This window comes from Roseomonas sp. TAS13 (assembly GCF_001950415.1).
In the GTDB taxonomy this organism is placed as follows: Bacteria; Pseudomonadota; Alphaproteobacteria; order Acetobacterales; family Acetobacteraceae; genus Roseomonas; species Roseomonas mucosa.
Window position 1 is genome coordinate 1 of the sequence record NZ_BDLP01000111.1, and the last position, 12,513, is coordinate 12,513.

Consider the following 12,513-nt stretch of genomic DNA (forward strand, 5'->3'; position numbering starts at 1 on the left):
GCCATCACCCGGCGCGAGGGGCGGGAGGTCGATGCGGCCATGCACCGCCACCACCTCGATCCCACCGAGCCCTTCGCCCTGGCGGTCGCCGCCCCGGCGCACGGGCTGCTGATCACCTCCGCCACGCTGCGCGACGTGGTGCTGGCCAGCGACGGCCAACCCGATCCCGAGGCCGCCTGGGAGGCCGCCGAGGCCTGCACCGGCGCCTCGCACCTGCCCCTGCCGGCGGTGCGGGCCGCCGTACCCTCCACCTTCGACTACGGCGCTCAGACCCTGTCGCTGGTGGTAACCGATATCGGCCGCGACACCGGCCAGCAGGCCGCCGCGATGGAGGCGCTGTTCCGCGCCTCGGGCGGCGGCGCGCTGGGCCTCTTCACCGCGATCCGGCGCTTGCGCAACACCTATGACCGCATCGCCCCGGGGCTGGAGAAGGCGGGCATCCCGCTCTACGCCCAGCACGTGGACGCGATGGACAACTCCACCCTGGTCGACGTCTTCCGCGCCGAGGAGGATTCCTGCCTGCTCGGCACGGATGCGCTGCGCGACGGCGTGGACGTGCCCGGCCGCTCGCTGCGCCTGTTGGTCTTCGACCGCGTGCCCTGGCCGCGCCCGACCATCCTGCACCGCGAGCGCCGCCTGCACCTGTCCGGCGGCCGGCCGAAGGAATGGGACGACGCCGTCGCCCGCCACCGGCTGCGCCAGGCCTTCGGCCGCCTCGTCCGCCGTGCCGACGACCGCGGCGTCTTCGTGCTGCTCGACTCGCGGGCGCCCTCGCGCCTCCTCGCGGGCCTGCCGGACGGCGTCGTAACCCACCGCGTCGGCCTCGCCGAAGCCACGCGCCGGACCCGCGAATTCCTGGCGGGCTGAACCCCGTCCGGGGCGCCGAGCCGTGCTTTCCGCATGGCTCGCGGCCCCTTGATGCGGCTGCCATTGACGGGATGTGCCCCGGGCTGCGAGACGATCCGGCTATAGGAGCCTCAACGGACATGCCCCTCGACATGAGTTCACCCCAGGCAACCCCCGTCCGTCTTTCGGCCCAGGAGGCCCTGGTCGGCGCCATGGTGGTGATGAGCGCCTGCGACGGCCACATGACCGACGCGGAGCTCGCCACCATGTCGCGCCTGGTCAAGGAACTGCCGGTCTTCAGCGACTTCCACGTCAGCGGCATCGAGACGGTGACCGAGATCGTGCTGAACCTGCTGGGCGACACGGACGGGCTGGACGAGGTGGTCGCGCTGATCCGCGACGCCCTGCCGCAGCGCCTGCGCGAGACCGCCTATCTCCTCGCCTGCGAGATCGTCGCCGCCGATGGCGATGCCACCCAGGACGAGCTGCGTTTCCTGCAGGACTTCCGCATCGGCCTGGACATCGACCGCCTCGTGGCCGGCGCCATCGAGCGCGCCGCCAAGGCCCGCTACCAGGTCATCTGACCCCGGGGTCGCTCCACCGGGGCTCCCCATCGGGCCGGACCGGCTGGGCGGGAGCGGCGGAAGACCGGAATGCCGGCCTTCCGCAACGGTTGCCCGCCACAGGGCGTTTGCCTTCCGTCCAAGTGCGGGAGAGCAGAACCATGAGCGAAACATCCGCCACGCCGGCCCAACCCACGATCCTGGCCAGCTTCCGCGACAAGGAGGCGGTCGAGGCAGTCCTCTCCTATCTGGAGGGCGAGGCCATTCCCCGCGCCCAGATCTCCGTCCGCCACGCCGATCCCACCCCGGCTCCGGCCCCGGCCGCAACGGCGGCGCCCGCCCCCCGGGCCGAGACCATGCCCGAGGACAGCGGCGATGAGCCGCTGCGCGAAGATGAGCACCGCAACCTCCGCACCATGCGCAACAGCATGGCCGCCGCCGCTGCCGGCATGGCGGCGGCGGGCGTGGTTGTGGCCACCGGCGGGGCCGCCATCCCGGCGGTCGGGGCGGCCCTCGCGGCCGGGGCCGGGGCGGGCGGGCTCAGCGAGCTGGCCTCCCAGGCCAGCGGCACGGAAGGCACCGCTGCCACCGAGCATGCCGAAGCCATTGTCGTGGTGAAGCCCGCCAATGTGGATCAGGCGGAACGCACCCGCAGCATCCTGAACCGGGCCGCCGCGCTCAAGGTCTGGGAGGAGGCCCCCTCCACCTGAATCCGGCAGGCGGGCGAGCCCCGCACCCTCACGCGCCCCGTGGAGGCCGGACCGAGGCCGTGCCGTCATCCCATCGCCAGGCGGCACCGGGGCCATCGATCCGGACGCCGCCGACCCACCGGGCCGGCGGGGCCAGCGACAACCAGTCCACGGCCCCGGCCAGCACGGCGCGTCCAAGGAGCGTGATGGTCAGCTCCTCCCTGGGCCAGCGGTTCTCGCCATCCTCGTAGGTGCCGAGGAAAACCGGCTGGCCGACACGGCGCATGCGCTCCACCGTGTCGTGGATCATCAGGTCCGTCATCCAGGGCAGCGGTTCCCGTTCCAGCATCAGCCGCTCGAAGACCCGGTTGACCCGGTGTGGCCCCTCCGCCAGCAATTGCAGGATCAGCCTCTCTGTCAGTCCCAGCCCGTCTCTGATCCAGGGCAGTTCCTGGCAGTGCCGCAGCACCGCCCGGCCGAGTTGCGGCATGCCCGGTGTTCCCGCCCTGCCCAGGTCGGCCAGCCTCCTCGGGTCCGGTTGACGCAGCGCTTCCCAGACCGCCTGCCCCGATCGCAGGGCCTCGGCGGGGACGGGAATGCGTTCCTCCCATAGCAGGCGCAGCGCCTCCGGCGGCAACTGGCCCAGCCCGATGAAGCGCGTCGCGCCCGGATAGCGGGCCGGGGAAACCAGTTCCAGCCGCGTCGGCGCTGCCCCGGCGAAAAGTGCGAGGCAGCGCGCCAGGATCAGCTGGTCGTAGATATCGTGCTCGAACCAGAGCACGACGCGCCGGTAGCGCACCGACGCGGCCGCCAGATCCTCCTCTGCCCGGTGCAGCTTCGTCGCGATCTCCTCCCGGCTCATGCCGCTGCCCGTGCCATAGGACTGCGCCAGGAAATCCGCGCGTCGCTCCAGCCAGTCCGGGCCGGTCAGGACCGGCCCCTGGCAGAAGGGATCGGAATACTCCAGGAAATCGCCGGCGAACCCGGCCTCCTTCAGCCCCGGACCGATATCGCTGCCGCAGCGGAGATGCAGGGTCGCCATGTCGCGGTCCGGCGCATCCCCGCCGCGCCGGATGCTCGCCCAGCTACGCTCCATGGCCTGGATATGCGCCTTCAGCCGGGGCCAGCTCGGCAGGCCGAACTCCCGGGCGATGACAAGCTGCGCCTCGCTCAGCCGGCCCAGCGTGGCGGGGCCTTCGGCAGGGACCCGCGGATGACGCTGGCGGAAGCGCTGCCAGGCCTCGGCATCCCCGGCCCGCAACTGCCGCAGCAACTCCTTGGCGCGTTTTCGCTGCTGTTCGAGGTTCAGGCGGAACGGCATCGCTGGACGCGGATCGCCGGACGCAGGCGCGGAGGCCGATGGATCGGACAAGGAAAGCCCCTTCCTCGTGCCTGTGTCCGCCAGCCAGGCAGGAAAGGGTGGAAAAGGGACGGCACCGCTTTCTGCGAGCGTGGGCGCAGCCCTTTCCGCGGACACGGAGGCTCCGATCAAGCCGGGTGCGAGGAAACCAGAGCCCCGGCAGCCGGTCAAGAACGCCGCAGGCCCGGATGGCCTACCGCTCCGCTCCGCCCTCGGCCACCCGGATCGCGACCGCGCCCCGGCGGCCACCGCGATCCTCCACCGCGAAGGACAGGCGCTGCCCCTTCTCCAGCCCTTCCAGCCCAGCCGCCCGCAGTGCCGTGACATGCACCATCACATCCGGCCCGCCGTCATCGGCCTGGATGAAGCCATAGCTCTTGGCCGGCTGGTACCAGATCACCCGTCCCGTCAGCCTTTCCACCGCCGCCGCCCTTTCCGCAAAAAGGAAAAGGGGCGGCCCTTGCGGACCGCCCCCTTCCGAACCCCGATCCCGGAAGGATCAGAAGTCCATGTCACCCATGCCGCCGCCCGGAGGACCGCCCACAGGGGCCTTCTTCTCGGGCTTCTCGGCAATCATCGCCTCGGTGGTGATCAGCAGCGCGGCCACGGAAGCGGCGTCCTGCAGCGCGGTGCGCACGACCTTGGTCGGGTCCACGATGCCGGCGGCGATCAGCTGCTTGTACTCGCCAGTCTGAGCGTCATAGCCGTAGTCGTAGCTATCGGTCTTGCGCAGCACGTCGCCCGCGATCACCGCGCCGTCCTGGCCGGCGTTCTCGGCGATCTGGCGCAGCGGCACCTGGATCGCGCGGCGCACGATCTCGACGCCGACGCGCTGGTCGTCGTTGTCCACCTGCACATGCGCCAGCTTGGTGGTCGCACGGGCCAGGGCAACACCGCCGCCCGGCACGATGCCTTCCTCGACCGCGGCGCGGGTCGCATGCAGCGCGTCGTCGACGCGGTCCTTGCGCTCCTTCACCTCGACCTCGGTGGAACCGCCGACGCGGATCACGGCCACGCCGCCAGCCAGCTTCGCCAGGCGCTCCTGCAGCTTCTCGCGATCGTAGTCCGAGGTGGTCTCCTCGATCTGCGCCTTGATCTGCTCCACGCGGCCCTGGATGTCCTCCTTGGAGCCGGCACCGTCGACGATCGTGGTGTTCTCCTTCTCGATGCGGACCGTCTTGGCCTTACCGAGCATGTCGAGCGTCACGTTCTCGAGCTTGATGCCGAGATCCTCGGACACGACCTGGCCACCGGTCAGGATCGCGATGTCCTCGAGCATCGCCTTGCGGCGGTCGCCGAAGCCCGGGGCCTTCACGGCGGCGATCTTCAGGCCACCGCGCAGCTTGTTGACGACCAGGGTGGCCAGCGCCTCGCCCTCGACGTCCTCGGCCACGATAATCAGCGGACGGCCGGACTGCACCACGGCCTCCAGCAGCGGCAGCATCGGCTGCAGCTGGGAAAGCTTCTTCTCGTGGATCAGGATATAGGGGTTATCCAGCTCCGCGATCATCTTCTCCGCATTCGTGATGAAGTACGGGGAGACATAGCCGCGGTCGAACTGCATGCCCTCGACGACGTCGAGCTCGGTCTGGATGCCCTTGGCTTCCTCGACCGTGATCACGCCCTCGTTGCCGACCTTCTCCATCGCCTGGGCGATCATCTCGCCGATCTCGGACTCGCCGTTGGCGGACAGCGTGCCGACCTGGGCGACCTCGGCGGAGGTGGTGATCTTGCGCGAGTTGGCCTTCAGGTCCTCGACGACGATCGCCACGGCCTTGTCGATGCCGCGCTTCAGGTCCATCGGGTTCAGGCCGGCGGCCACGGACTTCGCGCCCTCGCGGACGATCGCCTGCGCCAGCACGGTGGCGGTGGTGGTGCCGTCACCGGCCAGGTCGTTCTGCTTGGAAGCGACCTCGCGCACCATCTGCGCGCCCATGTTCTCGAACTTGTCGGCCAGCTCGATTTCCTTGGCGACCGTCACACCATCCTTGGTGATGCGCGGCGCGCCGAAGGACTTGTCGATCACCACGTTGCGGCCCTTGGGGCCCAGCGTGACCTTCACGGCATCAGCGAGAATGTCGACGCCGCGCAGCATGCGGTCGCGGGCGTTCTGGCCGAACTTGACGTCCTTAGCAGCCATCTTGCTCTACCTCTGTGTTTGAATGGGGAAGGGAAGCGACGAAGGCGTGCGGCGTCAGCCGATCACACCCATGATGTCGGACTCCTTCATGATCAGGAGATCCTCACCGTTCAGCTTCACCTCGGTGCCCGACCACTTGCCGAACAGGATGCGGTCACCGGCCTTGACGTCGAGAGGGCGGACCTCACCCTTGTCGCTCACCGTGCCGGTGCCGACGGAGACGATCTCGCCTTCCTGCGGCTTCTCCTTGGCGGTGTCGGGGATGATGATGCCGCCAGCGCTCTTCTCGTCGGCCGTGACGCGGCGAACGAGGACGCGGTCGTGCAGAGGGCGGAAGTTCATCAGGAACGCTCCTAAGCCTTTGGAAACCGTGGTCTCGGATTCATGAGCTCCGCCGGGGACGGGCGCTGTTAGCACTCGCCCCCGCCGAGTGCCAGCGATCTAGGGCCGTGCCCCACCCTTCGTCAAGGTGTTCGGCAGCAATTCCACCAAATGAGTGCTAATCGTTTGATAAAGGGCGCTTTTTTATTGATCTGGAGGCGACGGTCCATGGCAGTATGATGACAGACGCGACAAGCCGCGGCCTGAGGAGAGATGCTTCGCATGATCCTGCGGGAAATCGGGAACCTCGTCCGCTTCGCGGAACCACGTGTCACCACCGCCGAGCTGCTCTATCGCCTGCCCGACCATCCTTCCGTGCTGCAGAGCTTCGTCTGGCAGAAACTCGACCACGCTCCCGGCTTCCCGGAGCTGCACCGCTTCATCGGCTTCTGGCAGCGCGAGATCGAGGGGCCGCTGCATTCGGTGCGCGTCGCCTCGGCGGCGCTCTGGCGCCCCGCCGAGTTCCACTATGTCGATGGCCAGTTCACCCTGCAATAGCCGCCCGGTGCCGGGCCCGGGCGGGGTGCATCCTCTCCGCTGGAGCCCGCCCATGGCCGGTCTCCGGTCCGGCCACGGGTTGGCCCTAGGCCCCAGGTGCCAGCGGCGGCGGTGAGCGGCCAGCCTTCCTCGCCGGTGGCGGGCCGTCCTCCGCCTCGCGGCCGCCAGGATGGCCGCTCAGCTCATAGGCCGTGTTGACCAGGGCGATGTGCGAGAAGGCCTGCGGGAAGTTGCCGATCAGGCGCCGCGCCCCCGGGTCGTACTCCTCGGACAGCAGGCCGACATCGTTGCGCAGGTCCAGCAGGCGTCCGAACAGGTCCAGCGCCTCATGCCTGCGCCCGGTGCGGTGATAGGCATTGGCGAGCCAGAAGGAGCAGGCCAGGAACACTCCCTCGTCGCCGGGCAGCCCGTCGCGCGTCTCCCCGGTGGCGTAGCGCAGCAGGAACCCGCCCCGCAGCAGCCGTTTCTCCACCGCCGCGATGGTGCCGCGCACGCGAGGGTCGTCATAGGGCAGGAAGCCCACCGCCGGCAGCAGCAGCAGGTTCGCATCCAGGTCGCCCGAGCCATAGGCACGGGTGAAGCTGCCCAGTTCCGGATCAAAGCCGCGCCGACAGACATCCTCGTGGATCCTCTGCCGCAGCGCCTGCCACCGTTTCAGCGGGCCGCGCATGCCGAAATGCTCGATGCTGCGCACCGCCCGGTCCACTGCCGCCCAGGCGGCGACCTTGGAGAAGGTGAACTGCTCCGGCCCGCTGCGGACCTCCCACATGCCTTCGTCCGGCTGCTTCCAGACCTTCGCCAGATGGTCGGTCAGGGCATGTTGCAACGACCAGGCCTGCCGGTCGAAGGCCAGCCCATGCCGGTGCGCCTGGTAGAGCGTGTTCGCCACCTCGCCGAAGACATCGAGCTGCAATTGCCCGTAGGCCGCGTTGCCCACCCGGACCGGCCGCGAATCCTCGTAGCCGGGCAGCCAGTCCGCCTCGTACTCGGTCAGCCGGCGCTCGCCCGCCAGCCCGTACATGATCTGGATCTGGTCCGGGCTTCCCGCCACCGCACGGACCAGCCAGTCCCGCCAGGCGGCGGCATCCTCCACATAGCCGGCGCGCAGCAGCGCCATCAGCGTCAGGGTCGAATCGCGCAGCCAGCAGAAGCGGTAGTCCCAGTTCCGCGATCCGCCCAGCTTCTCCGGCAGGGAGGTCGTGGGCGCCGCCACGATGCCGCCGGTGGGGCGGTAGGTGAGGGCCTTCAGCGTCACCACGGAGCGGCGCACCGCATCGGTCCAGGGGCCGGCCCCGGCACAGCCGGCGGCCCATTGCCGCCAGCCGGACTCCGTCTCGGCCAGCCGCTCCCCGGGGTCCAGCGGCGGCGGAGGCGGCAGGTGCGATGCGCCATAGGACAGGACGAAGGGAACGCTTTCCCCCGCCTTCACCACGAAGCGCGACACGCTGTGCATGTCCTCGCCGCGCACCGGCACACCGGTCCGCATCACCACCAGATCGGGCCCCGCCACCGCCCGGATGCCCGTTCCGTCCGGCAGCCGTGAGACCCACGGAATGACGCGCCCGTTGTCGAAGCGCAGCACCAGCTCCCCGCGCATGGCGACCTCGCCACGCAGCCCGGTGACGATCCGCACCAGGTTCGACACGCCGTCGTCGCGCACGTTCATGAAGTCGGTGAGGCGGACGGCGCCGCTGCCGGTGCGGAACTCCGTATCCAGCACCAGCGTGCCATCCCGATAGGCGCGGCGGATATGGGGCCGCTCGCCGCCTTCCCAGTCCGGCGCGATCCGCCAGCGCCCATGCTCCGGCGTGCCGAGCAGCGCGGCGAAGACCGCATCGGAGTCGAAGCGCGGCCAGCAGAGCCAGTCGATCGACCCGTCCCGCCCCACCAGCGCCGCCGTCGCCAGGTCGCCGATCAGCGCGTAGTCCTCGATCCTTCCAGGCATGGTCCCGCGATCAGCCCCCGAGCCGGGGCCTGGACCGGGCCCCGGAACGCCGCCCCGCCATCCAGGCCAGCGCCGGCAGGGCGAGGACCGCTCCCCCGATCACCGCCCGCAACAGGGCCGGCTCGATCGCATGCACCCGGCTGGACGCGCGGCTGCTGAAGCGCCCCCGCGTCCGGTGCGGCCCCGGCACCGGCCGGAACAGGTTGTCCTGCCGCCCGGCGGGCAGGGCCTCGCCCGTCAGCTGGCCGGAATAGCCCTGCCGCGCCAGGATGCGGTCCGCCAGCCCGGGTACCGCCATAGCGCCGAGGATCGCCTTCAGGGTCGGCCAGCCGAGCCAGACCTCGCGCTTCGGCTGCACTGCTGCTGCGAAAATCGCCTCGCCGACCGCCTCCGGCTGATGGATCGGCGGCACGGGCTGGGCACGCTCGCCCATGCGGTTGCGCGCCCATTCGAATTGCGGCGTGTTGACCGCCGGAAGCTGCACCATCGTCAGCCGGATGCGGCTGCGATCGTGCAGCAGCTCGACGCGCAGAGAGTCCATGAAGCCCCGCACCGCGAACTTGGCGGCGCAATAGGCGGATTGCAGCGGAATGGCGCGATAGGAAAGGGCGGACCCGACCGCCACGATCACGCCCTGGTCACGCTGCCGCATCTGCCGCAGCGCCGCCATGGTCCCATGCACCTGGCCGAGATAGGTGACCTCGGTGACGCGGCGGAACTCCTCCGGCGACATCGCCGCGACCGGGGACATCACCGTGACCATCGCGTTGTTCACCCAGACGTCGATGCCGCCGAAGCTGCGGGCCACGCGCTCCGCCGCCGCCTCCACCGCCGCCGCATCCGCCACGTCCAGCGGCAGCGCGATCACCCGCCGCGCCCCCGCCACCGCCACTTCGCGCCGGGCATCCTCCAGCCCCTCGGCCTCCCGCGCGATCAGGGCGACGTTCCAGCCGCGCCGGGCGAAGGCCAGGGCCGTCGCCCGCCCCACGCCTGCCGAGGCCCCCGTGATCACCACGCTCAGCGCGCCCGTCACCATCTCCCGCGCCATCGCGCCCCCCTTTCCATGCCGCCACCCGAGGGCCGCGGGCTTCACGGCCTGCGAACACATGGCCGGGTTCCGGGGTTGCGGGCCCGCCGCCGCACAGTCGCGGCATGATCCCGGCCGAGGCGGGCGGGGAGGGCGCCCGTCAGTGCTGGTGGAACAGCGCGATCAGGACGCTCAGCGTGACCACCGACAGGGCCGAGGCCAGCAGCACCGTGGCGCCGGAACGGTCCATGCCGGTGGCGTAGCGGCGCGCCAGGATGAAGGCCGTGGCCCCGGTCGGCATGGCCGCCGCCACCACCGCCACGGCGGTGCCCAGCGGCGGCAGCTGAAAGAACAGAGCCGCGCCCCAGACCGCCAGCGGCAGCACCAGCAGCTTGATGGCCACGCCCAGCACCGCGTCGGGCCAGTCGCGCCGCAGGTTGAAGCTGGTCAGGCTCGCCCCCAGGCAGAACAGCGCCACCGGCGAGCCCGCCTGCCCCAGCAGGTGCAGCAGCCGCCGGATCATGTCTGGCGGCGGCGGCAGGAAGATCGACCAAAGCCCGCCCAGCGCCACCGCCAGCAGCATCGGGTTCTGCACCAGGGAGGTCAGGGTGGAGCGCAGGATGGCGATGGGCGAAGCCTTCGCGTTCATCCCGATCTCCGCGATCACCGTGGCGATGGGCAGGATCAGGATGGAATGGAAGGCCAGGATCGCCAGCAGGTTCCGCAGCCCCTCCGGCCCGAAGGCGGCGAGGATCAGCGGGATGCCCACCATCGACAGGTTGCCGAAGCTGGCATCCAGCGCCACCAGCCCGGCCTCCTGCAGCCGCAGCCCGCGCAGCCGCCGCGCCAGCACCACCGCCAGCGCATAGACCGGCAGGCAGGCGGAGAAATAGGCGATCGAGACGGCCAGGGTCGGCCCCAGCCCGCCGGAGGTCGAGGCCCCCTCGAAGAGCAGCGCCGGCAGGGCCAGCATGAAGACGAAGTCGTTCAGCCCGCGCACGCCCTCGGCCGAGATCCGGTTGGTCAGCCGGGCCAGGTAGCCGAGGAGGATGGTGATGAAGACCGGGCCGATGATCGAGAGAACAACTGTCATCGCGCCCCTGGCATCCCCATCGTCACCGCTCCATCCATCCCGGCCCTGTCCCGCCGGGCCAGCCCCGGCCTAGTCCGCCGTAGCAGGATCCGGGCCGCCGAGATCGGCCACGAAATCGCCGAGCCAGGGATTGCGCTCCCGCCGTGTCCGCGCCGCCGCCAGGATGCCGCGCACCACCGCCAGCGTGTCGGCGAAGTGGTCGTTCACCAGCACATGGTCGAAATCGCGCCAGTGCGAGGCATCCTCCAGCGCCGCTTCCATGCGCCGGGCGATCTCCGCGTCGCTGTCCTGCCCCCGCCCGCGCAAACGGCGCTCCAGCTCCGGCAGGCTCGGCGGCAGCAGGAAGACGCCCACCACGTCGTCCGGCAGCGCGGCGCGGATCAGCCTGTGCCCCTGCCAGTCCACGTCGAACAGCACGTCGCGCCCGGCGGCGAGCGCCTCCAGCACCGGGGCGCGGGGCGTGCCGTAGCGGCGGCCATAGACCGTGGCGCTTTCCAGCATCTCGCCCGCCCGCTCCATCGCCTCGAACTGCTCCGGCGTTCGGAAGTGGTAGTGCACCCCCTCCACCTCGCCGGGGCGCGGCGCCCGGGTGGTGGCGCTGATGGAAAGCGACAGCGCCTCCTCCTGCTCCAGCAGGGCGCGGGAAACGGAGGTCTTGCCCGCCCCCGAGGGCGCCACCAGCACCAGGCAGAGCCCGCGCCGCAAACGTTTCACCGCCATCCCCGCCTCCCGCGCATCACCCGGCCCAGCTTCTCATTCGACATTGGCGGCCTGCTCGCGCAGCCGCTCCACGGCGGCCTTCAGCTCCAGCGACAGGCGCGTCAACGCCAGCGAGGCCGACTTCGCCCCCAGCGTGTTCGCCTCGCGCCCGAACTCCTGGGTCAGGAACTCCAGCCGCCGCCCGACCGGCGCCGTTTCCCGCAGCAGGGCCCGCGCCGCCTCGACATGCGCGCCGAGCCGGTCCAGCTCCTCCCGCACATCGGAACGGCTGGCCAGCAGCGCCACCTCGGCGGCGAGGCGCTCCTCCGGCACCCGGCGCTCGCCTTCCAGCAGCTCCGACAGGGTCGCCATCAGCCGCGCCTTCTGCGCCCTGGGCTGCCGCGCCGCCTCCTCCACCGCCTGCTCGCGCAGCGCGGCGATCTCGTCGAGCAGGGTGGACAGGATGGCATGCAGCTTCCGCCCCTCGGCGCGGCGCGCTTCCCGGAGCGCCTCCAGCGCTGCCTCGAAAGCCTTGGCCACCAGCGCCCGCCGCGCCTCGTCGGCGGCCTCGTCCAGCTCCGGGACCTCGGTCCGCAGCACGCCGGGCAGGGCCAGCAGCGCCTCCGGCCTGGGCGGCGGAGCGCCGGGGATGCGTGCCGCCAGCTCCCTCGCCAGACGCAGCACCCGCTCCAGCGCCTCGGGGTCGGGGATCAGCCGGAGCGAGCGGTCCTCCCGCTTCACCACCAGCGTGGCGCTGATGTTGCCGCGCCCGAAGCGCCGCGCCGCCTGCTCCCGCAACGGGGTCTCCAGCCCCTCGAACCCGTTGGGCATGCGCAGCCGCAGGTCGAGCCCGCGCCCGTTCACGCTGCGCACTTCCCAGGCGAGGCTGGCACCATCCGGCAGCATGCCGTCAATGCGGGCGAAACCGGTCATGGAGTTGATGGACATGGCGCCGTCCATGACGTGCCGCCGCGCCCGGTGCAAGCTCGGCGCCGAGTCCGGCGGCGGGAATCCGCCATGCGGAAAGGGCCGGGCCACAGGGCTTCCGGTCCCTGCCCGGTGGCGGGACACCCCCGGGAACAATTCGATGGAAGGATCGCGCGCGATGGGACGGAACGATGGCTGGAACTGGCCGTCCGTGGCGCTCACCGGCGCCTCCTCGGGTCTGGGCACGGCCTTCGCCCTGGGGCTGGCCCGGCCCGGGCGGCGCCTGCACCTGGCCGGCCGCGATCCCGCGCGCCTCGCCGCCGTGGCGGATCGCTGCCGCGCCGC

13 protein-coding genes are annotated in these 12,513 nt (G+C 71.1%); 4 read left to right on the forward strand and 9 right to left on the reverse strand.

Features of this window, described 5'->3' with window-relative positions; translation table 11 throughout:
- The 3 genes from ROTAS13_RS10820 to ROTAS13_RS27120 all read left to right on the forward strand — a co-directional run.
- Positions 1 to 867: helicase C-terminal domain-containing protein (locus tag ROTAS13_RS10820; RefSeq protein WP_305793715.1), on the forward strand; the 867-nt coding region annotated here is incomplete at its 5' end.
- A gap of 119 nt (positions 868 to 986) precedes the next feature.
- Positions 987 to 1,430 (forward strand): tellurite resistance TerB family protein, encoded by a 444-nt coding sequence (locus tag ROTAS13_RS10825; RefSeq protein WP_226946059.1) that lies wholly within the window; start codon positions 987 to 989, stop codon positions 1,428 to 1,430.
- Positions 1,431 to 1,570: 140 nt separating this feature from the next.
- The gene (locus tag ROTAS13_RS27120; protein ID WP_075822332.1) at positions 1,571 to 2,119 is read left to right on the forward strand and encodes a hypothetical protein; all 549 of its coding nucleotides are present in this window, start codon (positions 1,571 to 1,573) and stop codon (positions 2,117 to 2,119) included.
- Between the two features lie 28 nt (positions 2,120 to 2,147).
- Here ROTAS13_RS27120 and ROTAS13_RS10835 read toward each other — a convergent pair whose 3' ends face one another.
- The 4 genes from ROTAS13_RS10835 to groES form a co-directional block, all read right to left on the reverse strand.
- Complete coding sequence (locus ROTAS13_RS10835; protein WP_075822333.1) at positions 2,148 to 3,419, reverse strand: DUF1835 domain-containing protein; 1,272 nt, start codon at positions 3,417 to 3,419, stop codon at positions 2,148 to 2,150.
- Between the two features lie 232 nt (positions 3,420 to 3,651).
- Positions 3,652 to 3,879: a cold-shock protein gene (locus ROTAS13_RS10840; protein WP_019460692.1), complete on the reverse strand. Its 228-nt coding sequence runs from the start codon at positions 3,877 to 3,879 to the stop codon at positions 3,652 to 3,654.
- Between the two features lie 78 nt (positions 3,880 to 3,957).
- On the reverse strand, positions 3,958 to 5,598 hold the full coding sequence (gene groL / locus ROTAS13_RS10845; RefSeq protein WP_019460691.1) for a chaperonin GroEL: 1,641 nt from the start codon (positions 5,596 to 5,598) through the stop codon (positions 3,958 to 3,960).
- Positions 5,599 to 5,652: 54 nt separating this feature from the next.
- Complete coding sequence (groES, locus tag ROTAS13_RS10850) at positions 5,653 to 5,940, reverse strand: co-chaperone GroES (RefSeq protein WP_019460690.1); 288 nt, start codon at positions 5,938 to 5,940, stop codon at positions 5,653 to 5,655.
- A gap of 261 nt (positions 5,941 to 6,201) precedes the next feature.
- Between groES and ROTAS13_RS10855 the strand changes: the two genes are divergently transcribed.
- Positions 6,202 to 6,477 carry an usg protein gene (locus tag ROTAS13_RS10855; RefSeq protein WP_019460689.1) on the forward strand — a complete coding sequence of 92 codons (276 nt, stop codon included), beginning with the start codon at positions 6,202 to 6,204 and terminating at the stop codon, positions 6,475 to 6,477.
- Positions 6,478 to 6,562: 85 nt separating this feature from the next.
- Here ROTAS13_RS10855 and ROTAS13_RS10860 read toward each other — a convergent pair whose 3' ends face one another.
- The 5 genes from ROTAS13_RS10860 to ROTAS13_RS10880 form a co-directional block, all read right to left on the reverse strand.
- Positions 6,563 to 8,422, reverse strand: coding sequence for a glycoside hydrolase family 15 protein (locus tag ROTAS13_RS10860; RefSeq protein ID WP_058389260.1), 1,860 nt, complete (start codon positions 8,420 to 8,422; stop codon positions 6,563 to 6,565).
- Between the two features lie 10 nt (positions 8,423 to 8,432).
- Positions 8,433 to 9,470 carry an SDR family oxidoreductase gene (locus tag ROTAS13_RS10865; protein WP_019460687.1) on the reverse strand — a complete coding sequence of 346 codons (1,038 nt, stop codon included), beginning with the start codon at positions 9,468 to 9,470 and terminating at the stop codon, positions 8,433 to 8,435.
- Between the two features lie 139 nt (positions 9,471 to 9,609).
- Positions 9,610 to 10,542, reverse strand: coding sequence for an AEC family transporter (locus tag ROTAS13_RS10870; RefSeq protein ID WP_019460686.1), 933 nt, complete (start codon positions 10,540 to 10,542; stop codon positions 9,610 to 9,612).
- 69 nt (positions 10,543 to 10,611) lie between these two features.
- Positions 10,612 to 11,262 (reverse strand): guanylate kinase, encoded by a 651-nt coding sequence (gene gmk / locus ROTAS13_RS10875; protein WP_019460685.1) that lies wholly within the window; start codon positions 11,260 to 11,262, stop codon positions 10,612 to 10,614.
- Between the two features lie 33 nt (positions 11,263 to 11,295).
- On the reverse strand, positions 11,296 to 12,189 hold the full coding sequence (locus tag ROTAS13_RS10880; protein WP_026033115.1) for a YicC/YloC family endoribonuclease: 894 nt from the start codon (positions 12,187 to 12,189) through the stop codon (positions 11,296 to 11,298).
- Positions 12,190 to 12,513: the final 324 nt, after the last annotated feature.